Annotated in this window: 19 protein-coding genes, 1 tRNA gene and 1 pseudogene; 9 read left to right on the plus strand and 12 right to left on the minus strand. The window is 75.8% G+C overall.

What is annotated here, in order from left to right; all coding sequences use genetic code 11:
- Window positions 1–21: 21 nt before the first annotated feature.
- On the plus strand, window positions 22–411 hold the full coding sequence (locus IEY75_RS04410) for a VOC family protein (RefSeq protein WP_189112880.1): 390 nt from the start codon (window positions 22–24) through the stop codon (window positions 409–411).
- Between the two features lie 75 nt (window positions 412–486).
- Here the strand turns inward: IEY75_RS04410 and IEY75_RS04415 are convergent, their stop codons facing one another.
- Window positions 487–2,895: an ATP-binding cassette domain-containing protein gene (locus IEY75_RS04415; protein ID WP_189112881.1), complete on the minus strand. Its 2,409-nt coding sequence runs from the start codon at window positions 2,893–2,895 to the stop codon at window positions 487–489.
- 362 nt (window positions 2,896–3,257) lie between these two features.
- On the opposite strand from IEY75_RS04415, the gene IEY75_RS04420 reads away from it, so the two are divergent.
- Window positions 3,258–4,379, plus strand: a complete 1,122-nt coding sequence (locus IEY75_RS04420; protein WP_189112882.1) for a baeRF2 domain-containing protein — start codon at window positions 3,258–3,260, stop codon at window positions 4,377–4,379.
- A 67-nt stretch (window positions 4,380–4,446) separates the two neighbouring features.
- On the opposite strand, the gene IEY75_RS04425 is transcribed toward IEY75_RS04420, so the two are convergent.
- Window positions 4,447–5,508, minus strand: coding sequence for a hemolysin family protein (locus IEY75_RS04425; protein WP_189112883.1), 1,062 nt, complete (start codon window positions 5,506–5,508; stop codon window positions 4,447–4,449).
- Complete coding sequence (locus tag IEY75_RS04430) at window positions 5,505–6,851, minus strand: hemolysin family protein (RefSeq protein WP_189112884.1); 1,347 nt, start codon at window positions 6,849–6,851, stop codon at window positions 5,505–5,507. Before IEY75_RS04430 ends, IEY75_RS04425 begins: the two co-directional genes overlap by 4 nt.
- A 399-nt stretch (window positions 6,852–7,250) precedes the next feature.
- On the opposite strand from IEY75_RS04430, the gene IEY75_RS04435 reads away from it, so the two are divergent.
- Window positions 7,251–7,886, plus strand: a complete 636-nt coding sequence (locus IEY75_RS04435; RefSeq protein WP_189112885.1) for a hypothetical protein — start codon at window positions 7,251–7,253, stop codon at window positions 7,884–7,886.
- 76 nt (window positions 7,887–7,962) lie between these two features.
- Here the strand turns inward: IEY75_RS04435 and IEY75_RS04440 are convergent, their stop codons facing one another.
- Window positions 7,963–8,484 carry a hypothetical protein gene (locus tag IEY75_RS04440; protein WP_189112886.1) on the minus strand — a complete coding sequence of 174 codons (522 nt, stop codon included), beginning with the start codon at window positions 8,482–8,484 and terminating at the stop codon, window positions 7,963–7,965.
- A 157-nt stretch (window positions 8,485–8,641) separates the two neighbouring features.
- Here IEY75_RS04440 and IEY75_RS04445 point away from each other — a divergent pair, with 157 nt between their 5' ends.
- Window positions 8,642–10,300, plus strand: a complete 1,659-nt coding sequence (locus IEY75_RS04445; protein ID WP_229789343.1) for a RecQ family ATP-dependent DNA helicase — start codon at window positions 8,642–8,644, stop codon at window positions 10,298–10,300.
- 7 nt (window positions 10,301–10,307) lie between these two features.
- Here IEY75_RS04445 and IEY75_RS04450 read toward each other — a convergent pair whose 3' ends face one another.
- Window positions 10,308–13,250, minus strand: a complete 2,943-nt coding sequence (locus IEY75_RS04450) for an ATP-binding protein (RefSeq protein ID WP_189112887.1) — start codon at window positions 13,248–13,250, stop codon at window positions 10,308–10,310.
- A 161-nt stretch (window positions 13,251–13,411) separates the two neighbouring features.
- Window positions 13,412–13,975 (minus strand): GNAT family N-acetyltransferase, encoded by a 564-nt coding sequence (locus IEY75_RS04455; protein ID WP_189112888.1) that lies wholly within the window; start codon window positions 13,973–13,975, stop codon window positions 13,412–13,414.
- Window positions 13,976–14,208: 233 nt separating this feature from the next.
- Here IEY75_RS04455 and IEY75_RS04460 point away from each other — a divergent pair, with 233 nt between their 5' ends.
- From IEY75_RS04460 to IEY75_RS04475, 4 genes and pseudogenes are all read left to right on the plus strand, one after another.
- Window positions 14,209–14,433 carry a hypothetical protein gene (locus tag IEY75_RS04460; RefSeq protein ID WP_189112889.1) on the plus strand — a complete coding sequence of 75 codons (225 nt, stop codon included), beginning with the start codon at window positions 14,209–14,211 and terminating at the stop codon, window positions 14,431–14,433.
- Between the two features lie 127 nt (window positions 14,434–14,560).
- A pseudogene (locus IEY75_RS04465) lies at window positions 14,561–14,996 on the plus strand (VOC family protein).
- Window positions 14,997–15,023: 27 nt separating this feature from the next.
- The gene (locus IEY75_RS04470; RefSeq protein WP_189112890.1) at window positions 15,024–15,551 is read left to right on the plus strand and encodes a GNAT family N-acetyltransferase; all 528 of its coding nucleotides are present in this window, start codon (window positions 15,024–15,026) and stop codon (window positions 15,549–15,551) included.
- Between the two features lie 39 nt (window positions 15,552–15,590).
- Window positions 15,591–15,923 carry a TfoX/Sxy family protein gene (locus IEY75_RS04475; protein WP_189112891.1) on the plus strand — a complete coding sequence of 111 codons (333 nt, stop codon included), beginning with the start codon at window positions 15,591–15,593 and terminating at the stop codon, window positions 15,921–15,923.
- On the opposite strand, the gene IEY75_RS04480 is transcribed toward IEY75_RS04475, so the two are convergent.
- The 3 genes from IEY75_RS04480 to IEY75_RS04490 all read right to left on the minus strand — a co-directional run bounded on the left by IEY75_RS04480 (window position 15,868) and on the right by IEY75_RS04490 (window position 18,627).
- Entirely contained in the window at window positions 15,868–16,464 is a 597-nt protein-coding gene (locus IEY75_RS04480) for a putative immunity protein (protein ID WP_229789344.1), read from the minus strand. The two genes, IEY75_RS04475 and IEY75_RS04480, sit on opposite strands and share 56 nt — an antisense overlap.
- Window positions 16,465–16,483: 19 nt before the next feature.
- A complete protein-coding gene (locus IEY75_RS04485) occupies window positions 16,484–17,860 on the minus strand; it encodes a serine hydrolase domain-containing protein (protein ID WP_189112892.1) in 1,377 nt (458 codons plus the stop codon).
- A 158-nt stretch (window positions 17,861–18,018) separates the two neighbouring features.
- On the minus strand, window positions 18,019–18,627 hold the full coding sequence (locus IEY75_RS04490; RefSeq protein ID WP_189112893.1) for a DUF305 domain-containing protein: 609 nt from the start codon (window positions 18,625–18,627) through the stop codon (window positions 18,019–18,021).
- A gap of 519 nt (window positions 18,628–19,146) precedes the next feature.
- Between IEY75_RS04490 and rph the strand changes: the two genes are divergently transcribed.
- A complete protein-coding gene (rph, locus tag IEY75_RS04495) occupies window positions 19,147–21,744 on the plus strand; it encodes a rifamycin-inactivating phosphotransferase (RefSeq protein ID WP_189112894.1) in 2,598 nt (865 codons plus the stop codon).
- Window positions 21,745–22,032: 288 nt separating this feature from the next.
- On the opposite strand, the gene IEY75_RS04500 is transcribed toward rph, so the two are convergent.
- From IEY75_RS04500 to IEY75_RS21230, 3 genes are all read right to left on the minus strand, one after another.
- A tRNA-Arg gene (locus IEY75_RS04500) sits at window positions 22,033–22,107 on the minus strand.
- Between the two features lie 96 nt (window positions 22,108–22,203).
- Window positions 22,204–22,479, minus strand: coding sequence for a hypothetical protein (locus IEY75_RS04505; protein WP_189112895.1), 276 nt, complete (start codon window positions 22,477–22,479; stop codon window positions 22,204–22,206).
- Window positions 22,476–23,927 (minus strand): PspC domain-containing protein, encoded by a 1,452-nt coding sequence (locus IEY75_RS21230; protein WP_189112896.1) that lies wholly within the window; start codon window positions 23,925–23,927, stop codon window positions 22,476–22,478. Before IEY75_RS21230 ends, IEY75_RS04505 begins: the two co-directional genes overlap by 4 nt.
- Window positions 23,928–23,959 lie beyond the last annotated feature (32 nt).

The raw sequence follows: 23,959 nt of genomic DNA on the forward strand, positions 1-23,959 counted from the left end.
GTCGGCGCTAGGGTCCTGGGCATGATCGATCACTTCGGGATCCAGGTCGCCGACGTCGAGTCCTCGCTGCGGTTCTACCTGCGGATGTTCGCGGCGTGCGGCGTCCGCGAGGCGATCCGCATCCCGCTGCCCGCGCAGTGCGTGGTGGGGCTGTCCGGCCCCGCCGGCCAGCCCCAGTTCTGGCTCAGCCCGGCCGGCGGCGCCGAGACCCGCGAGCTGCACGTGGCGTTCCAGGCGCCCGACCGGGCGGCGGTCGACGCCGTCCACGCCGCCGCGGTCGGGGCCGGGGCGCAGGTGCTGCACGCGCCCCGGGAGTGGCCGGAGTACCACCCCGGCTACTACGGGGTGTTCCTGCGCGACCCCGACGGCCACAACGTCGAGGCCGTCCACCACGGCGGCGCCGCGGCCTGAGGGCGCCACCGACGTGCGACCGGCGCACCGCCCGCGGGCGGGGCGCGTCGGTCCCCGCCCGGCCGGGCCGGGGCGTCAGCGCGCGCGGGCCGCGGGCCGGCGGGCGCCGACGTAGGCGGCCAGGTGCTCGCCGGTCAGCGTCGACCGGTCGGCCACCAGGTCGGCCGGCGTGCCCTCGAACACGACGCGGCCGCCGTCGTGGCCGGCGCCCGGCCCGAGGTCGATGATCCAGTCGGCGTGCGCCATCACCGCCTGGTGGTGCTCGATGACGATCACCGACTTCCCGGCGTCCACGAGCCGGTCGAGCAGGCCGAGGAGCTGCTCCACGTCGGCCAGGTGCAGGCCGGTGGTCGGCTCGTCCAGGACGTAGACCCCGCCCGCGGTCCCCATGTGGGTGGCCAGCTTGAGCCGCTGGCGCTCGCCCCCGGACAGGGTGGTCAGCGGCTGCCCGAGGCTCAGGTAGCCGAGCCCGACGTCCGCGAGCCGCTCCAGGACGGCGTGCGCCGCCGGGGTGCGCGCCTCGCCGTCGCCGAAGAACCGGGCGGCCTCGGCCACCGGCATCGCCAGCACCTCGGCGATGTCGCGGCCGCCGAGGCGGTACTCCAGCACCGAGGACTGGAACCGCCGGCCCTCGCACTCCTCGCAGGTGGTGGCCACGCCGGCCATCATCCCCAGGTCGGTGTAGATCACCCCGGCGCCGTTGCACGCCGGGCAGGCGCCCGCGGAGTTGGCGCTGAACAGCGCCGGCTTCACGCCGTTGGCCTTGGCGAACGCCTTGCGGACCGGGTCGAGCAGCCCGGTGTACGTCGCCGGGTTGCTGCGCCGCGAGCCGCGGATGCCGCCCTGGTCGACCGAGACCACGCCGTCGCGGCCGGCGACCGAGCCGCGGATCAGCGAACTCTTGCCCGAGCCCGCCACGCCCGTGAGGACGACGAGCGTCCCGAGCGGGATGTCGACGTCGACGTCGCGCAGGTTGTTCGCCGCGGCGCCGCGGATCTCCAGCGCGCCGGTCGGCGTCCGCACCGTCTTCTTCAGGGCCGCCCGGTCGTCGAGGTGCCGGCCGGTGACGGTGTCGCTGGCGCGCAGCCCCTCGACGGTGCCCTCGAAGCAGACGGTGCCGCCCGCGGTACCGGCGGCGGGGCCGAGGTCCACGACGTGGTCGGCGACCGCGATGGCCTCGGGCTTGTGCTCGACGACCAGGACGGTGTTGCCCTTGTCGCGCAGGCGCAGCAGCAGGTCGTTCATCCGCTGGATGTCGTGGGGGTGCAGACCGACGGTGGGCTCGTCGAAGACGTACGTCACGTCGGTGAGGGAGGACCCGAGGTGGCGGATCATCTTGGTCCGCTGCGCCTCGCCGCCCGAGAGCGTGCCGGAGGAGCGGTCGAGGCTGAGGTACCCGAGCCCGATGTCCACGAACGAGTCCAGCGTCGCGCCCAGCGCCTCCAGCAGCGGCGCCACCGAGGGCTCCCGCAGCCCGCCCACCCAGGTGGCGAGGTCGCTGATCTGCATGGCCGAGGCGTCGGCGATGCTGACGTCCCGGATCTTCGACGACCGGGCCGCCTCGCTGAGCCGGGTGCCGGCGCACTCGGGGCAGACGGTGAAGGTCACCACGCGCTCGACGAACGCGCGGATGTGCGGCTGCATCGCGTCGACGTCCTTGGCCAGGAACGACTTCTGGATCTGCGGGATCAGGCCCGTGTACGTCAGGTTGATCCCATCGACCTTGATCTTCGTCGGCTCCCTGTGGAGCAGGTCGTGCAGCTCCTTCTTGGTGAACCTGCGGATCGGCTTATCCGGGTCGAAGTAGCCGCAGCCGCGGAGGATGCGACCGAACCACCCCTCCATGCTGTAGCCGGGGATGGTCAGCGCGCCCTCGTTGAGCGACCTGCTGTCGTCGTACAGCGTCGACAGGTCGAAGTCGGTGACCGCGCCCCGGCCCTCGCAGCGGGGGCACATGCCGCCGGTGATGCTGAAGCTGCGCCGCTCCTTCACGGTCTTCCCCGCGCGCTCCATGGTGACCGCGCCGGCCCCGCTGATGGAGGCCACGTTGAACGAGTACGCCTGGGGCGAGCCGATGTGCGGCTGGCCGAGCCGGCTGAACAGGATGCGCAGCATGGCGTTGGCGTCGGTGACGGTACCGACGGTGGAGCGCGGGTTGGCGCCGAGCCGCTCCTGGTCGACGATGATCGCGGTCGTCAGCCCGTCCAGCACGTCCACGTCCGGCCGCGCCAGGGTGGGCATGAAGCCCTGGACGAAGGCGCTGTACGTCTCGTTGATCATGCGCTGCGAGTCGGCGGCGATCGTGCCGAACACCAGGGAGCTCTTGCCCGAGCCGGACACGCCGGTGAACACCGTCAGGCGGCGCTTGGGGATCTCGACGCTGACGTCGCGGAGGTTGTTCACCCGCGCGCCCCGGACCCGGATCAGGTCGTGGCTGTCGGCGGGGTGCCGCGCGGGCGTGGTCGTCCTCGTGGCCTTGGGCATCGTGTCTCCGTCCGTGGGGGCGGGGCCGCCCGCTCCGGCGTCGCCCCCGCGCTGTCCGACCAGGTGCCACGCTAGCCCCGGCGCCGGGGTCCGCGCTTCTCGATTCCTGATCGCCGCGCCGACGGTCAGCCGGGGTGGACCTCGCCGCCGACGGGGCGGGACGTGGACGCCGGCACGGCGCCCTTGGCGTGGCGTGCGGGAGCAGGCGGCAGGCCGTGTGGGCGGTTGCGGCCGGGGCGTCCCGATCGGCGGTGCGGCGGGCGGGCCGAGGTGTCGGCGCGCGCCGACTGGGAACACTGGGATGAGCAGTTCCGCCTGACCTCCCGCGCGCCGCCGCGTCCTCCAGAGTCGAGGTGTCGATCATGCAGCTCTCCTTCCTCCGCCCCCTCTACGCCCGCCCCGGTCCCTGGGCGTCGGTGTACCTCGACCTGACCAGCGCCCCGTCGAGCCTCGGCGCCGACCGCGACCTGCGCTGGCGCGAGGCCGCCGCGGCGCTGCTGGAGGCCGGCGCCGATCCCGGGGCGATCACGGCCGTGGCCGACGCGGTGGCGGCGCACCGCGCCTCCCCAGAGCGGCGCGGCCTGGCGCTGTTCGCGGTCGACGGCGAGATCGCCTGGTCGGAGACGATGGCGACGCCGCCCCCGGCGACGGTCGCCACGTGGGCGCCGCTGCCCGACGTCCTGCCCCTGCTGCGCCAGCGGGGTGAGGAGGTCGCCTGGGTGCGGATCGTCGCCGACCGCACCGGCGCCGCCCTGGACGCGGGGTCGGTCGGCGGCGTGACCCGGCACACCGAGGTCACCGGAGGCGAGCAGTTCCCGATCCGCAAGGTCAAGCCGGGCGGCTGGTCGTCGCCGCGGTACCAGCGGGCGGCCGAGGTGACCTGGCACCGCAACGCGGGCGACGTGGCCGCGGCGGCGGCCGACCTGGCGCAGGCGGTCGGCGCCGAGGTGATGGTCGTGGGCGGGGACGTCCGGGCCGTCCAGCAGCTCGTCGAGCAACTGCCCGCCCGGTGGCAGGCGCGGGTGGTCCGCACCGAGGCCGGCTCGCGCGCGCCCGGCGCCGACCGGGCCGCCCTGGACGACGTGACCGCGCAGGCCATCGCGGAGGTGGCCGCCCGGCACACCCGCGCGGCGTGCGATGCCTTCGGCCACCAGCACGGCGCCGCCGGTACGGCCGACACCGGCCTGGCCGCCGCCATCGCGGCGCTGCGCCGCGGCCAGGTCGACACGCTGCTGCTGGCCGGCGACTCCGCGAACGGCACCCCGCTGTGGATCGGCCCGGCGCCGACCCAGCTCGCGGCGACCCGGGCCGAGATCGCGCAGCTCGGCGGGGAGGCGCCGCAGCAGGCCCGCGCCGACGCGGCGATCATGCGCGCCCTGGCCTGTACCGATGCGGAGCTGGTGCTGATCGGGCCGGACGACGTGACCCCGGACGGCGACATCGGCGTCCTGCTGCGGTACGCCGACCTGGCCTCCACACGCTGAAGCGACCCGGCCTCCGCGCGCCGGGGAGCGCCGTCGCGAGGGCGCCGCGGAGCATCCGCGGGCGCCCTCAGCGGGCGCCCGCGCGGCGGGCCGCGTCGACGACGGGGTCCGTCTCGTCGTCGAACTCGCCGATGACCTCCTCCAGCAGGTCCTCCAGCGTGACCAGGCCCGTCGGTGCGTCGTCGGCCGTCACCAGGGCCAGGTGGGTGCGGCGGTCCCGCATGGTGGTGACCGCGTCGAGCACCCGCGTGCCGGCGGGCAGGAACAGGGCGGGCGTCATCAGGTCCGCCGCGGTCGCCTCCTGCCCGGCCGTGGTCGCCTTGGCCGCCTCGCGGACGTGGACCACCCCGACGATCCCGCCGGGGACGGTCACCACCAGGCGGGACCGGCCGGTGCGGGTGCTCTGCCGCTCGACGTCGGTGGCGGCGGCATCCGCCGCCACGGTGGCCATGTCCGCGGCCGGCACCGCCAGCGCCCCGATGGTCCGGGACTGCACCGCGAGCATCGCCGTCAGCAGGTGGTGCTCCGCCTCGGCGATCGTCCCGTGCTCCCGCGAGGTCTCCAGCAGCATCCGGAGCTGCTCGGGGCTGTGCACCTGGGCGAGGGTGTCCTGCGGCTGTACCTTGACCGCCCGCAGGCAGGCGTTGGCCAGCGCGTTGAGCGCGGCCAGGAACGGCCGGGCCAGCGCCGTGAACGCGGCGAAGGCCGGCGCCAGGAGCTGCGCCGCGGTCTCCGGGCGGGTGATCGCCCACGACTTCGGGGCCATCTCGCCGACCACGACGTGCAGGAACCCCACCAGGGCCACCGCGAGGACGAACGCCACCGCGTACGCCGCGTCGGCCGGCAGCCCGACCGCCTGGAAGGCGGGCTCCAGCAGGTGGGCGACCGTCGGCTTGGTCAGCGCGCCCAGGGCGAGGGTGCACAGGGTGATCCCGAGCTGCGCCCCCGCCAGCATGAGGGAGAGCTGCCGGGTACCGGCCAGCGCCGCCCGGGCGCCCCGGGAACCCGCGGCGGCGGCCCGCTCCAGCCGGTGCCGCTTGGCGGCGACGAGCGCGAACTCGGCCGCCACGAAGAACGCGTTCAGCGCCAGCAGCAGCACCGAGACCAGCAGCGCCCACGACGTGCTCACGCCGGCCCCCCGTGCCGGTGCAGCCGGACCCGCTCGGCCACGTGCCGGTGTACCGACTCCACCCGCAGTCGGGCCGCGCCGGCCGGTACCGGGTCGCCGTCGTCGCCGGTGCCCGGGACCAGCGCGACCGTCAGCAGGTCGCCCGGCTCGGGTACCCGGCCGAGGGTCGCCAGGACCAGGCCCGACACCGTGTCGTACGCTCCGCCGCCGGGCAGCCGCACCCCCGTGGCGTCCGCGACCTCGTCCAGCCGCAGGCGGCCGGGCAGCAGCCAGGAGCCGTCCGGCGCCGCGAGCACCGCGGGCTCGGGCAGGTCGTCCTCGTCCCGGATCTCGCCGACCAGCTCTTCGGCGACGTCCTCCAGCGTGACCACCCCGGCGAAGCCGCCGTACTCGTCCACCACCACCGCGAGCTGCCGGCGGGCGGCCTTGAGCCGTTCGAGCACGGCCGGCAGCGGCAGCGACTCCGGGACCAGCACCGGCGGTGCCGCCAGCGCGCCGACCGTCGTCGTCCGCCGCTGCTGCGGGGTGAGCCGGACCACGTCGGAGATCGACACCACCCCTACCACGTCGTCGACGCCGGTGCCCAGGACCGGGAACCGGGAGCGGCCCGTGGCCAGCAGCGCCACCACCCGGACCGCCGGCTCCGTCGCCCCCAGCGTGCTCACGTGCACCCGGGGGGTCATCACCGCGGCGGCGGTCCGGCCGCGGAAGTGCAGCCCGTGGGCGAGCAGCCGGGCGCTGGCGGCGTCGAGGGTCCCGTGGGTGTGCGCGGCGGCGATGATCCGGTCGAGGTCCTCGGGGGTGGCCCCCTGGGGCAGCTCCTCGACCGGTTCGATGCCGGCGCGGCGCAGCAGCCAGTTCGCGGCGGCGTCGAAGACCCGGATCACGGGGCCGGCCACGGCCAGGTAGGCCAGGGTCGACCGGGACAGGCGGCAGGCCAGCGCCTCCGGCCGGGCGATGGCCAGGTTCTTCGGCGCCAGCTCGCCCAGCACCATCTGCACCACCGTGGCGAACACCAGCGCCGCCACGACCGAGATCGACAGGCTCGCCGCCGGGCCGAGGCCGGCCGCTCCCAGCAGCTCCGCCGTGCCGCGGCCGAGGAACGGCTCGGCGACGTACCCGGCCAGCAGGGCGGTCACGGTGATCCCGACCTGGGCCCCGGACAGGACGAAGGACAGGTGCCCGGTCACCCGCAGCGCCCGCGCGGCGGCCGGGTCGCCCCCGTCAGCCAGGGCGCGCAGGCGCCCGCGGTCGGCAGCCACGTAGGCGAACTCCTGGGCGACGAAGTACCCCGTCGCGGCGGTGAGCACGACGATGGCGAGCACGCCGACGGCGATCAGCACGGCGGTTCACCGCCCCCGGGCGTGGGCGGCGGGCGGTGCGGCCCGCGGTCGGGGACCGCGCCGCGCCCGGTATGACAGCCGTCGGCCGTACCAGTGGACACGACCGGCAGCCTAGGGCCGCCGGCTGAACGGATGCTGAGAGGGCCGGGCCGGCGGTGCCGCTGGGGCTGCCGGGGCGCCGGTGGCGTGCCGGGGCGACGCCGCGCCGCGCCGGGGCCGTCGACGGCGGCCGGAACCCCTCATCGGCAGCGGGCCGCGCCACCTGAGACCCGATGGCTACCGGGCGCACCGACTTGATACCGGAAAAGGCGCGAGGTTCGTCAGGTCCGCCGCCCGGCCGCCGATCTGTTCAGCCGACGGAGTTGGACCGAGGCCAGGATGGCGAATGAGGTGGGTGGCATGGCGGCAGGCACCAACGAGAGCGCACCCCGCGCACCCCGGCGGATCACCACCGACGGGACCCGCACCCTGGCCGTTGCGTTGGTCGGCCTGATGGCCGCCGCCACGCTGGTCTGGAACTCGACCGCGAGCGCCTTCAGCGCGACCACGACCAACCCGACCAACACCATGACCATCGGCACGGTCACGATCAGCGACAACGACGCCGGTGTCGCGCTGTTCACCGCTCCCGCGCTGCTGCCGGGCAACACGGCCACGAGCTGCGTCGTCGTGACCTACAGCGGTACCGCCGCGTCGACCGTCAAGATGTACGTCGCCAACTACAACGCGACGGACGGCGCCGCCGACGGCGTGGTCATCGGCACCTGGCTGAACATGCAGGTCCAGATCGGTACCGGCACCTGCGGCGCCCCCGTCGGCCTCACCAACGTCACGGCCGCCGCGCCGGGCGACACGATGACCACGGTCAGCGGCAAGACGAACTTCTCCAACGGGTACGGCACCGGGTGGACGAGCGCCGCCGCGGGCAACACCCGCGTCTTCCGGTTCACCTACACCCTGAACGCCTCGACGCCGTCGACCGCCCAGGGCGACAGCATCACCACCGACTTCGTGTGGGAAGCACAGAACAACTGATCGACCGGGGTCGGGCCGTAGGCCGCGCGAACTGCGCGGGCTGCGGCCCGCCGCCGTGTCCGCGGCCCGCGGCCGGCTACCAGCAGGTGCCGCAGCTCGTGACGAGGATCTGCAGGTCGCGGGGCTTGGCCAGGCGCAGCGGGCTGCGGCCGAACCGGTACCGGAGGTCGGCCGCCGGGCCGCGCCGGGACACCCACCAGCAGTCCAGCGCCTGGCCGCCGCCGCCGTAGACGCAGACGTGGTGCACCCCCACCCCGTGGTGCAGGGTCTGCACCCCGGCGAACCGCCGCACCCGCACCCGCGTCGGGTACTCGTACCCCGGGCTCACCGCGCGCGGCCGCCACTGCCCGTCCTGGACCGTCAGCGCGTGCGCGACCAGGAGCTGGCGGTGCCACAGGTCGCCGTACGGGCGGCAGTACCGGACCCAGCCGCTGGCGCGGCCGGCGGCGTCGACGGCGGTGATCCGGGCGCTGTTGCCCTCGCCGGCCCGGCACGGCCCGCCGGGCGGTGCGCCGCCCGCGTGCGCGGGCGAGGACGGGGCGGTCAGCAGGGTCAGCACGGTCAGCAGGACGCTCGTGCGACGGCGTAGATGCGACATGCGGCCTCCCAGCGCGGCGGTCCCCGGATCCTACGGACGTCGCGGCGGCCCCGCCGCGGCGCACCGGGCCGTCGACCCCCGCCGCGGTGGCGCTGATCACCCGCGGTCTTGCGCGGTTCCGCGGTTCGGCGGGCCGCGGCCGGGGTAGGGGTGGCGCGTGCCCGAGACCCCCGACACCGCCGACCTCGCCCGCCTGCGCCGGACCGCCCGCGAGGTGTTCGGCTGGGACGCGCTGCGCCCCGCCCAGGAGCGCGCCATGCGCGCCGTGCTCGCCGGCCGCGACGCCCTCGTGGTCATGCCCACCGGGGCCGGCAAGTCGGCGATCTACCAGGTGCCCGCGCTGCTGCGCGGCGGTGCCACCGTCGTGGTCTCCCCGCTGATCGCCCTGCAACGCGACCAGGTGGCCGGCCTCGCCGACAGCGCCGCGCCGGCCGCGGTCGCGGTCAACTCCGACCAGAGCGAGGCCGACAACGCCGCCGCGGTCGACGCGCTGCGCCAGGGCGAGGCCGGGTACCTCTTCCTGTCGCCGGAGCAGCTCACCCGCGAGGACGTCGTGGCGGCCGTGGGCCGGGCGCGCCCGACGCTGGTGGTGGTGGACGAGGCGCACTGCGTGTCCACCTGGGGCCACGGCTTCCGGCCCGCGTACCGCCGCATCGGCGAGGCCGTCGCGCGCTGGGGCGGGCCGCCGGTCCTGGCGCTGACCGCCACCGCCTCCGCGCCGGTCCGGGAGGACATCGTCGCCGTCCTCGGACTGCGGGAGCCGGAGCAGGTCGTCAGCGGCTTCGACCGGCCGAACCTGCGGATCTGGGTGCGGCGGTACCAGAGCGACGCCGACAAGCGCGAGGGCGTGCACGAGTGGCTCGCCGCGCTCCCCGGCGCCGGCATCGTCTACGCGGCGACCCGCCGCGACACCGAGCAGTACGCCGCCGAGCTGGTCGCGCGCGGCCGGACCGCCGCCGCCTACCACGCCGGCCTGCCGGCGGCCGACCGCCGCCGGGTGCACCACGCCTTCCTCGACGGCGAGATCGAGGTCGTCGTCGCCACCACCGCGTTCGGCATGGGCATCGACAAGCCGGACGTCCGGTTCGTCGTGCACGCGCACGTGCCGGACTCGCCGGACTCCTACTACCAGGAGGTCGGCCGCGCCGGCCGCGACGGCGCCCCCGCCGACGTCGTGCTGTGCTACCGGCCCGAGGACCTCGGCCTGCGGCGGTTCTTCGCCGCCCGCGGCGTGGACACCGACGCCCTGCGCGCGCTGACCGCGCGCCTGCGCGGCGCCGGTGCCACCACCACCCGCGCGCTGCGCGAGCAGCTCGGCGTCGGCCCGACGAAGCTGAGCGGCCTGCTGAACCTGCTGGGCCAGGCCGGCGCGGTCACCCGGGCGGCGCGCGGGCGGGTCGCGTGGGCCGACGGCGCGGTCACGGTGGACGAGGCGGTCGGCTGGGCGGTCGAGGCCCACGAGCGGCGGCAGCGGCTGGACCGGTCGCGGGTGGAGATGATGCAGGCGTACGCGGAGACGACCTCGTGCCGCCGGCGGTTCCTGCTCGGCTACTTGGGCGAGGAGCTGCCCGCCCCGTGCGGCGCCTGCGACACCTGCGTCTCCGGACTCGCGGCCCAGGCGGCGCAGGAGCGCGACGACGTCGACCACCCCTACGCCGCCGAGTCCCGGGTCCGGCACGCGCAGTGGGGCGCGGGCACCGTGATGCACGCCGAGGAGGACCGCATCACCGTCCTGTTCGACGAGGTCGGGTACAAGACGCTGGCCCTGGACGCGGTGACCGACAATGCCCTGCTGCGCGCGGCGGCCTCCGGCTGACCCGCGCTCAGGCGGGCGGCCGGTCCGCGGCCGGGCCGGGGGAGTGGGCCGCGACGACGGCGGCCACCGCCGTGCGGCTGGTGACGCCGAGCTTGGCGAAGACCCGGTGCAGGTGCGCCTCGACGGTCTTGCGGCTCAGGTAGAGCTGCTCGCCGATCTCGGGGTTGCTCAGCCCCGTGCGGACCAGGGCGGCGACCTCCCGCTCGCGGGCGGTCAGCCCGGCCAGCGGGCCGTCCCCGGGCAGGTCGGCGTCCCGCGACCGGCGGGGCCGGCCGCCGTCCATCCGGCGCTGCGCGCGGACGGCGTCGGCGTGCAGGCCCGCGGCGCCGCAGTCCCGGAACAGCGCCCGCGCCCGCGCGAAGTGCTCCCGCGCCGCCGCCACCCGCCCAGCCCCGCCGAGCGCGGTCGCCGCGCCCAGGTGCGCCAGCCCGGTGAACACCCGCGCCCCGGTCGTCTCCAGGGCCGCGACCGCGGCGAGCGCGATGTCGGCGGCCGCCGCCGGGTCGGCCCCGCCGGTGGCGTAGGCGCGGGCGAGCAGCGCGATCCCCGAGCGCACCGGCAGGTCGAGACCCGCCACCGCCGCCTCGGCCCGGTCCGCCCAGCGGTGCGCGGCGGCCGGGCTCCCGGCGAGCGCGGTCGCGGCGGCCATCACGTGGTACCAGACGGGCCGGCTGAGCGCGTCGATCCGCGACAGGTGCGGCTCCACCCGGGACGTGAACAGGCTCACGCACGCCTGCGGGTCGCCGCGGTGCAGGTGGATCAGCGCCCAGTCGGCCTGCGCGACCGTACTGTGCCAGTCGTGCTCCGGCCCGGCGAGCGCCAGCGCGTCGGCGATGTACCCCCGCGCCGCCGCCATCTCCCCGCGCCAGATGGCGATCCAGCCCTGCTGCGACAGCGCCTGCGTCCGCATCTCGGCGCTGCCGGCCAGCAGCCCGGCCTCGTGGGCGTCCTCGAAGCACTCGGCGGCCTCGGCCAGCCGGCCGCGCATCCCGAAGTAGGCCCCCTGCGCCATCCGCAGGAAGTTGATCAGGTGGGCCTGGCCGGTGGCCCGCGCCACCCGCAGCCCGCGGGCCAGGTGCCGCTCGGCCGCGGACCACCGTTCGAGGAACAGCTCGGCCAGGCCGAGCCCGACCATCGTCTCCAGGTGCCGGCCCAGGTCCCCGTCGGACATCGCGTCCACCCCGGCGGCCGCGGCGGTCGCCTGCGCGCGCACGCCGGGGGAGAGGTCGCCCGCGCAGATGTGCACGAAGGCGTACGTGGCCTGGGTGGCGGCCAGCAGCGACGGGTCGCGCAGCCGGTGGGCGATCGCCAGCGCCTCGGCGGCCCGGTCCTCGCCCAGGTCGAACTCGCCGTGACTGAGCCGCGCCACCGCCAGTTCGAGGCGCAGGGTCACCGCCGTCACGCACTCGTGGTCGGGCAGCCCGGCCAGGGCGCGGGTCAGCAGGCTGCGCGCCTCGCTGTGGTGGCCGAGGAGCCGTTCGAGCATGGCGCAGAACCCGGTGAGCTGCGCCCGCCGCTCCCACTCCTGCGCGGGCACCTGGTCGAGCACCTCGTGCAGCAGGTCACGCGCGTCGCCGAGCCGCCCGCTGACCCCGACCGCCCGGACCCGGGTGGCGAGCAGCTCCAACCGGGTACCGGCGGTCTCCGCGGTCGCCGGGAGCAGGCGCAGGGCGGCGTCCAGCCAGTGCGCCGCCGCGGCCGGGTCCGTCGGCAGGGACGCCCGCGCCGCGTCGACCAGGACCGCCACCGCGTCGCGGTCGCCGCGGGTCGCGTACCGGCTCACGTGCCCGGCCAGCACCGCCAGGTCGGCGCCGCGCGCCCGCCACGCCGCGTACGCCCGCCGGTGGGCGCCGATCCGCCAGCCGGGGTCGGCCGCCTGGTACGCGACGCTGCGCAGCAGCGGGTGCCGGTACCGCAGACCGGCCGGTCCCGGGCGCAGCAGGTCCCGCCGGTACAGCGCGTCCAGCGCCGCGTCCACCACGTCGGCCGGCAGGCCGCTGACGGCGGTCAGCAGCGCCGGGTCGACGGCGTCCCCGGCGACCGCCGCCGCGGCGGCCACCGTCACGTGGTCGGGGTGCAGGCCGCCGAACTCGGCGAGCAGCGCCAGGTGCATCGCCGTGGCCCCGTCGCCGCCGTCGGCCGCCCCGCCCGCCGACGGCGGTGCCGCCCCGTGCCGCTCGGCGCGGGCCAGCGTCTCCAGGTACAGCGGGTTCCCGCCGCTGCTCGCGGACAGCGCGGCCCGACGCCCGGCGGGTACCCCCCACCGGGCCATCAGCCGTCCGGCGGCGTCGGTGTCGAGGGCGGGAAGTTCGATCAGGGTTGCCTCGCCGCGGCTCGCCGCCGCCGTGACCGAGGTCAGCAGCAGGGCGGGCGCCTGCCGCGGCCGGACCCCCACGGCGAGCGCCAACCCGGCCCGCGGCGGGTGCCGGACCAGGTGGTCGAGGAGTTCGAGCGTCGCCGCGTCCGCCCAGTGCAGGTCGTCCAGGACCAGCAGCAGGCCCGCCGGGTGCGCCGCCGCGACGGACTCGACCAGCACCCGCAGCGCCCGGTGCAGCCGGAACCGTTCGACGTCGAGCAGGTCCGAGGGCGGTCCGGCCGGTGCCAGCTCCGGGAACACGGCTCCCACCAGGGTCCGCTGCGCCGTGGTGAGCCGCCCGGCCGCCGCGGGCGGCACCGCGCCGTCGAGTGCGTCGCGCAGGACGCCGAACGGCACCCCGCGCTCGTACTCCGCGGCCCGCGCCGACAGGACCGCGACGCCCCGCGCGCGGGCGGCGGCCACCAGCTCCTCCAGCAGCCGGCTCTTGCCGATGCCCGGGTCGCCGCAGACCACCGACGTCCACATCCGACCGCGGGCGCGCTCCAGGCCGGCGAGCGCGGCGGCCAGTTCCCGGTCCCGCCCGACGTACGGCATCGGCGGGGTGTCCACGGCGGACAGGTCGCTCGCGGTCATCGGCCATCCCCGTCGTCGTGCAGGCCCGGTCGGCGCTGACGGCCCGATTCTGGGCGTGCCCGGCCGGCACCGCAAGGCCCCCGCCGAGGCTACCGGCTAGTCAGGAGCTTGGCCGGCGCCCCGGCCGCGCGGCCCTCGCCGCCCGGCCGGGGGCGGACGCCTCAGTCGCCCCGCGCCGCCCACTCCCCGGCCAGGACCGCGAGGACCAGTTCGTCGTACCACTGGCCCGCGAACCGCACGCACTCCCGCAGGTGCGCCTCCTGCCGCATCCCGAGCCGGCGCAGGACGGCGACACAGGCCGCGTTGCGGGAGTCGGTGCGGGCGCTCACCCGGTGCAGGCCGAGCTGGCCGAAGGCGAGGTCCAGCAGCGCGGTACCCGCCTCCGTGGCCAGGCCGCGCCCCTGCGCCCGCGGGTGCAGGATCACGCCGAACTCGCCGTGCCGGTGGGCGACGCTGGTCCAGCACAGGTCCACCTCGCCAACGAGGCGGCCGGTGTCGCGGCAGACCGCCGCGAGGACGAGGTAGTCGTTCTCCTCGACGAGCCGGTTCATCGTGCGCCGCCGGTCGACCACCTCGCGGACCTCGTCCAGGGTCGCCGGGGGCCAGTACAGGTAGCGCAGCACGTCCGGCTCGGTGCGGATGACGTGGAGGGCCTCCACGTCGGCGGGGACGAACGGTCGGAGCAGGAGGCGGCTGGTGACGATCGGCTTCTCGACGGTGAGCATCCGCCCATGCTGACGGATCCGGCGCGGCGGCGCCGCCGAGTTGCGGCTGCCGGTGCCGCCGTCGCGCCGGCGCCTACGCCGGATGGACGTCTGGCAGTCGACCGGCCGTAACCGTACGGTCGTGCGTGTCGCGGCCTCGGTCGTGTCTGATGGCACCGCTCAGGCGCCCGCCGCGACCGCGACGTGGACGGCGGGGCGGCGCACGTCAGGAAACGCCAAGGGAAGGAACGCCCATGACCGTCACCGCCGACCTCGCCAAGATTCTCGACCGCCGGTACGAGGCCCTGGACCTGCACGCCCTGTCCGACGCGCCCGTCGACGCGCTGGCCGGCGTCTCCTCCGCCGACGCCCAGGCCCTCCGCCAGGCTTTCGGCATCGAGACCATCGGCGACCTGGGGCGCAACGAGTACGTCCGCGCCGCCGCCGCCATCACGGCCCTGGCCGACTCCAGCAGGTAGCGCCGCCGGTGGGCGCCGGGACGCCGTCCGGGTGCCCACCGCACGACGCACAGGCTCAGCGCGGGCGGGCGACGCGGCGGGACAGAACCCGCGTGCGACCCGAGGAGCAGCTCGATATGGTGGGCCGATGGGGACGGTCAGGCAGGTCCAGGTCACCTTCGACTGCGCGGAGCCGGAGCGCGTCGCGCGCTTCTGGTGCGAGGTGCTGGGCTACGTCGTACCGCCGCCCCCCCGCGGGATTCCCGACGTGGGACGACTTCGACCGCGCACTGCCCCCCGAGCGCCAGGGCGCGTCCTTTGCCTGCGTGGATCCGACGGGGGTGGGCCCGCGGCTGTTCTTCCAGCGTGTCCCCGAGGGCAGGGTCGTGAAGAACCGGCTGCACCTCGACGTGCGGGTCGGCACCGGACTCGTGGGCGGGGAACGCCTGGCGAGCCTGGAGGCCGAGTGCGCGCGGCTGGTCGCGCTCGGCGCGGTGCGCGTGCGCCTGCTGACCGCCGACGGCTACGACGAGTCGTGCCTGGTGATGCAGGACATCGAGGGCAACGAATTCTGTCTTGACTGAGGTCGCGGTACGGTCGGGGTCGCCGTCGTGAGTGGCTCGGCAGCGCGGGGCGGCGCCGCGGACATTCGGATCACCCCGGACGGGAGCGCCCAAGGCCAGCGCACCGCGGCGGGCCTCTGGGCCGCGGCGGTGGCCAGGCGGGACCACCTCCCCGCGCCGGCCCCCGTCGAGGAGAAGCTCCCCGCCATCCGACGTCGTCTGTCGACCGGGGCCGGTTCTCTGCACATCGCCCGGGTGCGTCAGCGGGCCGTCGGCTTCGCGCTCCTGGTGACCCGCGAGCCGGTCCTCGAACTCGTCTACCTTGCCGTCGCCCCCGAGGCGTGGGGGACCGGGGTCGGTCGTGGCCTGCTCGCCTATGTGGACGCCCGCGCGCGCGCCGTCGGCGTCGGCGAGCTGGAACTCTGGGTCATCGACGACAACGAGCGGGCCGTCCGGGCGTACCGGCGCTCGGGCTGGCGACGCACCGCGGACCTCCAGGTCCGCGGCTCCCCGGGGCGGCCTGAGCGGCGGCTCGTCAGGAAGCTGACCCTGGACCGCGGGCTGACCGGGCGCTGACCGGTCCGCTCCGCCACCCGGCGGTGCGACACTGTCGGCGTGGCATACGACGAGGAGCTGGCCCACCGCATCCGGAGCATCGTGCGCGACGAACCGGGCCTGACGGAGAGGCGCATGTTCGGCGGCCTCGCCTTTCTGGTCCACGGCAACCTGGCGGTGAGCGCGAGCGGCCGGGGCGGACTGCTGCTGCGGGTCGACCCGGCCGACACCCCGGCGCTGGTCCAGCGGCCGGAGGCGACCCGGTTCCAGATGCGCGGGCGGGAGCTGCGCGGCTGGCTGCACATCGACGCCGACGGGCTGGCCACCACCCGCCAGCTCAGGTCGTGGGTCTCCCGGGGGATCGGGTACGCCCGCTCGCTGCCGGCGAAGTGACACCGCCCCCACTCCGCAGCGCGGTGTCGAGGGCCTTCCAGAGCTGGTCGACCCGGCTTCTGCCCTCGGGGGCCGGCGGGTAGCGGCGGAGTACCTCGATGAGGGTCGGGGTGGCGCGGCGGCGGGCCTGCGCGATGACGTCCTGCCCGACCTCGGGTCTGCCGTCGGCGGCCAGTTCCGCGGCGCGGGCGGCGAACGCGGCGGCACGCAGGATGTGACCGCCCTGGGTCGCCCTGGCCAGGGGGTGCAGGTAGGCGGCCGCGGCGGCGTCGCCGGCCGCGCGGGCGGCGGCCCGGGCGGCCGGGGTGCCCGCGTCCCGGGCCGCGCGGTGGGCGGCGAGCGCGGCGTCGCGCTGGAGCTTCGCGCGGGGTGCGCCCCCGACGAACGTCCAGGCGGCGTCGATCGCGGTGCGCGGCCGGGGGTCGTCCGGGTGCACGGCCTCGAAGACCGGCAGCACGGGCTGGGCGCACTCGGCGGCGTACCGGGCGACCACGCGCAGTTCTTCCATGCTCAGCGCGAAGTCCCCCGGCGGGCTCGTCACGGACTCCCTCGCTCGGGTGTCAGGGGACCCGCCAGCCGGCCTCCTCGACGCCGCCGGGGACGGACCGCGCAGGGTGGTAGGGCTGCCGGGTGAAGATGTGCGTGCCCAGATCCAGGTGGCTGACCGCGCCCGTGGGGTCGCGCTCGACCCGCAGCGGCTCGCCGGCGAAGTAGCCGTTGAGCCCGGTCCAACCGCCGTCGCCGGTGGGTCGCAGCCGGGTGCCGCGCTGGCCCTCGGACATGGGGGTCAGCTCAAGGAAGCCGTCGGCCAGCGGGCGGAGGACCCAGAGAACCGGCCCCCAGTACCACGGTCCGGCCAGCTCCAGCAGGTGCGGGTCGACCGTGGGCAGCGGGCGCCACGGGGCCGGGATCCGCGGCTCCCGCTCGGCGACCGCCGCCAGCAGGTCGGCCGCGAGCGCGCCGACGGGCAGGCCGGCGGTCGAGTTGCCCACCACCACCGCCCCGAGGTCGTCCTCGGCGCTGGTCCACACGGTGGCCAGGAACCCCGGCATCGAGCCGGTGTGGCCGGCCAGCAGCCGACCGTCCCGGCGCAGGAGCTGGAGGCCCAGCCCGTACCCGCTGTCCCACTGGGCCGCCTCCGGGGGGCACGCCGGAGCGCGCATCTCGGCGACGGCCTCCGCGTCCAGGACCCGCTCGTCGCCGTCGATCAGGAACGCGGCGAACCGGGCGAGGTCCGCCGCCGTCGACCAGAGCTGCCCGGCGGGCGCCATCCGGCCCGCGTCCACGGCGGGCTCCGGCAGCAGCACGTCGGCCCAGGGGTGCACGGCCCAGCCCGCGGCGTGCGGCGCGACCGGCAGCAGGGTGGTGCGGGTCATCCCGAGCGGTGCGAGCACCTCCCGCCGCAGCACCTCGTCCCACGCCTGGCCGCGGATCCGCTCCACCAGCGCGCCGAGCAGCGCGTAGCCGGGATTGGAGTAGTGGTGCCGCTCGCCGGGCCGGTGCACCTGCGCCGGTTCGCCGAGCAGGTCGGCCAGCGCGGGGCGCAGCGCGCCGGGCGTGCGCTCCCACCACGGGCCCGGCGTCTCGGCGGCGAGCCCGCTGGTGTGTGCCAGCAGGTCCGCGACCGTGGCCTGGTCCGCCGCCGTGCCGGGCAGGTGCTCGCCCAGCGGGTCGGCGAGGGAGAGCAGCCCCTCGGCGCGCAGGCGCAGCACCAGCACGGCGACGAACGCTTTCGTGATCGAGCCGATCCGGTACTGCACGTCGCCGTCCGGTACGGCGCCGTCCACACTTCCCCGGCCCTCCACCCACACGGGACGGCCGCCGCGCACGACGGCCGCCACGACCGAGGGCGCCCGCCCGTGCACCTGGCCGGTGGCCAACCGGTGCGTGAGCGCCCGCCGGGTACCGGGCAGCAGATCCGTCTCCGTCAGCGACATACCGGCAACCTACCGGGCCCCCGTACCGCCACCAACGGCCAATCTGGATCCTCTGGCGCGTGCCGCCGGCTGCCCGGACGGCGGACTGAGGTGCGGGGCGCTGGGTGTACGACGGCGGCCCGCGCCGGCCGTAGGTGGAGGACGCTGTGGTGGTCGGTTCAGAGGGCGGCGAGCATCTGCTTCATCCTGGTGATCTCGGCGGTCTGGGCGCTGATGATCTGACCGGCAAGCTGCCTGGCGTCGGGGTTGCTGCCCTTGGCCTGTTCGTCGGTGGCCATGGTGACGGCACCCTCGTGATGCCTGATCATCATGGTGAGGAACATCCGGTCGAAGACCGCGCCCTTGGCGGCCATCAGCTTGGCCAGGTCGGCATCGCTCATCATGCCGGGCATGGTGCCCATGCCCGGCATACCGTGACCGGTCGAGGGGGCCGCGGAAGGGGCGGGCCTGCCCCATGCGGCGAGCCAGGCGGACATCTTCTGGATCTCGGGGCCCTGGGCGCCCTTGATGGCGGCGGCGAGCTGCTTGACCTGGGCGCTGCCGGCGCGGCCGGCGGCGTGGTCGGCCATCGTGACGGCCTGCCGGTGGTGCGGGATCATGTCGGTGGCGAAGTGCACGTCGGCGTCGTTGAACGTCGCCGCCGCGGCGGCGGCCGTCGCGCTGGTCGGCGCCGCCGACGGCGTGGCCGTGGTGGCCTTGTCGCCGCAGGCGGTGAGCCCGACAGTGGCGGCCAGAGCCGCGGCGGTCAGGGCGGAGCGAAGCACCATGCTGTTCACGGTGTGGTCCTTTCGGGACGTGAGTCCGTTCCTGGTCCCTGGCCGGGAACAGGACGGGCCTACCGCCGGAGGATCGACAAAGCGGTGATGGCGGGCATTCTCTGGCGGCGGCGCCGTGCATCCGGCGTCCCCACCTCTTGAACTCGACCAGACAACCGCGTCGGGAGTCAGAGAATCGACGGGACCGGTCATGTGCGTCGACCCGTTCGTGGCAAGCCGTTCGTGGTAACCCGTCCGTGTCGGCAGCCGGGAAAGCGAAATGGGGAAGCGGCGGCCGGGAAATGCGATCGCGGATCTAGATCCTCGCCACCTTTAACGTATAGGGCACCGGGGGGCTTGCCGCAAGGCCCGGGTCGTGCCGCAGAATCGTCGGCCGGACCGGGAACAACCGAAGACATGGGGGCAGGACATGCGAGTGCTGTTGTCGACCCGCGCGCTGTTGGCGACCCGCGGGGGCGCGGGTGAGGGCGGCCCGGGGCGCCGGGACACGGCCGCCGCGGCGGTGCCGCGATGACGGAGCGGGACGTGCGGGACCTTCGGGAGACCGACGAGACGCAGGGCGCGGTCGTCGGCGGCAAGGGCGCCCACCTGGGCGGCCTGTCGCGGGTCGACGGCGTCCGCGTACCGGCCGGCTTCTGCGTGACGACGGACGCCTTCCGGCGGGTCCTCGCGGGGGCACCGGCGGTCGGCGGCCAGCTCGACCGGCTGTCGCACCTGAAGCCGGACGACCGGGACGGGGTCCGCGCGCTCAGCGCGGACATCCGGCGGACCGTCGAAGCGGCCGCCGTCCCGGTCGACCTGGCGGCGGCGGTCAGCCGCGCGCTCGCCCGGCTCGGCGACCGGGTCGCCTGCGCCGTCCGGTCCAGCGCGACGGCGGAGGACCTGCCGACCGCGTCCTTCGCCGGCCAGCAGGACACCTACCTGAACGTCGTGGGCCCGGAGGCGGTCCTGCGGCACGTCAGCCGGTGCTGGGCGTCGCTGTTCACCGAGCGGGCCGTGACCTACCGCCAGCGCCGGGGCATCGACCACCGCGCGGTCCACATGGCCGTCGTCGTGCAGCGGATGGTCTTCGCGGACGCGGCCGGCGTCCTGTTCACCGCCGACCCCGTCACCTCCCACCGGCGGATCGCCTCCGTGGAGGCCAGCTTCGGCCTCGGCGAGGCGCTGGTCTCCGGCCGGGTGGACACGGACGTCTACCGGGTGCGCGACGACGCGGTCATCGCCAGGACGATCGCCACCAAGCGGGTCGCGGTGTACGCCGCGCCGGCCGGCGGTACGCGGGAGCAGGAGATCGACCCCCAGCAGCAGGACCGGCCGGCGCTGACCGATGCGCAGGTCGTGCGCCTCGTGCGGCTCGGTCGGCGGATCGAGGCGCACTTCGGCCGCCCCCAGGACATCGAATGGTGCCTGGTCGGCGACGACTTCCAGATCGTCCAGAGCCGGCCGATCACCACGCTGTTCCCGGTCCCCGACTCCGGCGACCGGGAGAACCGCGTCTACCTCTCCGTCGGCCACCAGCAGATGATGACCGATCCCCTTAAGCCCCTGGGGCTGTCCTTCTGGCAGATGACGACGCCTGTACCCATGGCCGAGGCCGGCGGCCGCCTGTTCGTCGACGTCACCCGGCGGCTGGCCACGCCGTCCGGCCGTGCCGGGCTCCTGGAACTGATCGGGCGGTCCGATCCGCTGACCGGGGACGCGCTGCGGACCATTCTGGCGCGCGACGACTTCATCCGACCGCTCCCGGACGAGGGTCCGCCCGGGCCGCTGGTCGCCGGCCCGCCGGCCCCGATCGAGACCGATCCGGGCGTGGTCACCGAGCTGGTCCGGTCCAGCGAGGCCTCCGTGGCCGCCGCCGCGCGCGACATCGGGGCCGCGTCGGGAGAGGCGCTGCTCGACCTCATCCGGGCCGACATCCAGGAGCTGCGCCGAATCTTGTTCGATCCGCGCAGCCACCAGGTGTTCCTGTCCGCGATGGAGGCCACGTGGTGGCTCAACGAGCGGCTGGAGGCGTGGCTGGGCGAGCGGAACGCGGCCGACACGCTCACCCGGTCCGTCCCGCACAACGTCACCTCGGAGATGGGGTTGGCGCTGCTGGATGTGGCCGACGCGATCCGCCCGCACCCGGACGTGGTGGCGTTCCTGGAGCGCGTCCGGGACGACGACTTCCTGGACGAACTGCCCCGGCTGGCGGGCGGGCCGCAGGCGCGGGACGCCATCGCGGCCTGGCTCGACCGGTACGGTATGCGCTGCGTGGGCGAGATCGACATCTCGCGGCCGCGGTGGAGCGAACGCCCCTCCACGCTGGTGCCCACGATCCTCGGCAACGTCCGGAACTTCGCGGCCGGCGAGGGTGCGCGGCGGTTCGCGCAGGGGCAGCGGGAGGCGGCGGAGAAGGAGCGGGAGCTTCTGGGGCGCCTGCGGGCCCTGCCGGACGGGGAGCACAAGGCCGGCGAGGCCAAGCAGCGGATCGACCGGGTGCGGACCTTCATGGGGTACCGGGAGTACCCGAAGTACGGCATGGTCTGCCGCTACTACGTGTACAAGCAGGCGCTGCGGAGAGAAGCCGAGCGCCTCGTGCGGGCCGGTGCCCTCCGCGCGGTGGAGGACATCTACTACCTGACGTTCCAGGAGCTTCACGACGCCGTGCGCACGAGCCGCGCCGACCACCGGCTCATCGACCGGCGCCGGGCCGAGTTCAGGTCGTACCGGGCACTCACGCCGCCCCGGGTGCTCACCTCGGACGGCGAGGCCGTCGCCGGGGCGTACCGGCGCGACGACGTGCCGGCCGGCGCGCTGACCGGCCTGGCGGTCTCCGCCGGGACCGTGCAGGGGCGGGCCCGCGTCGTCTCGGACATGGGGCGGGCCGACCTGGAACCCGGCGACATCCTCGTCACGGCGCACACGGACCCCAGTTGGACGCCCCTGTTCGTCGCCGCCGCGGGGTTGGTGACGGAGGTCGGGGGAGCGATGACCCACGGCGCGGTGATCGCCCGGGAGTACGGCCTGCCCGCCGTCGTCGGGGTGGCGGACGCCACCCGGCAGATCCGCGACGGGCAGCGGATCCGCGTCCACGGAACCGACGGCTACATCGAGATCCTGCCCTGACCGCCGTAGCGGGAAGGCGGCCTGCTAGTCGGGTTTGTCGGTCCGCTCGGCGGCGAATGTGTACGTCCGTTTTTGTTGCCGTCCCCGGTCCGCCTTCAGCGGATCAGGGTCTGCGTAGTGGCACAGCGCGGCGGCCAACGCGGCCGCCTGACGTGCGGGAGACCAGGCGAGGTGCAGGACCGCCTGGGACGGCTCGGCATCCGTGGCGGGTCGGTCCTGGTCAGTCATTACGACAAAAGCCCGTGACCTGGTTTGCCTGGTCACGGGCTTGTCTTAGCTGGTCATCGGTGGTGCCCCCGGCAGGATTCGAACCTGCGCCCCCGCCTCCGGAGGGCGGTGCTCTATCCCCTGAGCTACGGGGGCTCAGCGACTCGGACAGCCTAGCAAAGCGGCGCCGATCCACTCGAACCGGCACCCGCCCGCCGCGTCGCGGAGGCCGTCGCGGACCTCCGCCGCCGCTCACTCCGCCCCGGCCTGCTCCTCGGCCCGTTCGTCGTCGGTCTCGACGCGTGCGTCGGTCCGTGTCCCGGCGACCGGTACCGCGGCGGTCTCCCGCCCGCGACGCAGTGCCGCCATCAGCCCGAGCAGTCCGAACAGGGCCACGCCGCCCGCGACGAACCAGCCCGCCGCCGGCAGCCGCACGTCGAGCTGGCGCCCGAGCGTCCACCAGGCGGCGCCGGCCAGGAAGAAGAGTGCGAAGACCAGGGACAGGGCGTCGGTGCGGTGGGACCTCATCGGACTACCTCCAGGTTGCCGGCGCGGGCGGTGAGCGTCAGGTGCAGGGTGCCGGTACCCGGACCCGTCGTGGCCGGGTACGTCTGGTCGGCGGGCGCCGAGTCCCAGTCGCCCTGCTGGACGTCGCCCAGGATCGAGATCCGGCCGGCCTGGACCTGGCTCGTCGTGCGCAGGATCACCGTCGTGGGTACCAGGATGCGCATCACCCCGAACTTGACGGTCGCCTCGACGGGGGTCTGGCGGCCGGCAAAGTTGATCTGACGCAGGTCCAGGGTCGCGTCGCCGAAGCGGTGTTCGTAGCGGGGGGACAGGGTGGCGACGCTCTGCGGCGTCCACGTGACCGGCTCCGGCTCGACGTGGCTGGCGCCCGCGATGCCGCCGAGGGCGACGCTCAGGAGCAGGCCGAGCGGGATGAGCAACCGGGCCCGCCCGAACCAGGTACCGACGAGCAGGCCGAGTCCGACCACGCCGAGCGCGGTGGCCACGTAGGTGCCGCCGGTGATCCGGCCGGCGCCGGTCAGGTCGGCGACGCCGACGCCCGCGAGGGCCAGCAGCATGAGCGAGAAGGTGATCAGCCCGAGTGCGGACCGCTCGCGGCGCGGCTTCGGCGGGGCGGGCGGCGCGGGGGCCGGCGGCGCCGGGGGGCCACCCCAGGGGCCGTGCGGCGCGAACGGCGGTCCGTACGGCGGGGCCGGCGGCGACGGGTACCCCGCCGCGGGGGCGGGCGGCGCGTAGGCGGGGGGTGCCGCGCTCCACACCGGACCGGCCGGGGCCGGCGCGGCGGCGGCCGCGCGGACGGGGCCGAAGAAGGACGGCGCCGTACCGGGGGCGAAGCCGAGGCGACTCAGCCCGGTCCGGCCGGTGCCGCGGTTGGCCAGCAGGGCGATGCCCAGGACCACGGCGACGCCGAGGACGAGGGCGCCGCCGCCGTTGCCCATGGTGACGCCGACGGCGATGAAGGCGCCGACGGCCACCGCCACGGTCACGCCCGCGGGGGTACTGGACTCGCCGCGGTCGATCAGGGCGTCGACCGGCGAGCCGGTGTCGCCCTCGGCGGGCGAGACGAGCCACAGGACGAGGTACACGGCGATGCCGACGCCGAACAGTCCGAGGACCGCCAGCAGGACCCGCCAGAGCACCGGGTCCGTCCGGGTGGTCCGGGCGATCCCCGCGCACACCCCGGCCAGGTACCGGCCCTGGACCGGCCGGACGAGTCCGTGCCGGAACAGCGGCCCCGGCCGGGTCGGCCCGCCGTACGCCGCGCCGGGCGGCGGCACCTGCGACCCCTCGGGCGGTACCTGCGACCCGTCGGGCGGCATCTGCGACCCGTCGGGCGGTACCTGCGACCCGTCGGGCGGCGCCGGCGAGTCGTCGGCCGGCGGCGGGGCGGTCCGCGGTGTGCCGGGCGGTGGGGGCGGGCTGGGCCGGTCGGCCGGGTTCTCATCCATGACCACGATCCTCGCGGCCGGCGGCCCCGCGC

Origin of the sequence: Pilimelia terevasa (assembly GCF_014647915.1) — a bacterium.
In the GTDB taxonomy this organism is placed as follows: domain Bacteria; phylum Actinomycetota; class Actinomycetes; order Mycobacteriales; family Micromonosporaceae; genus Pilimelia; species Pilimelia terevasa.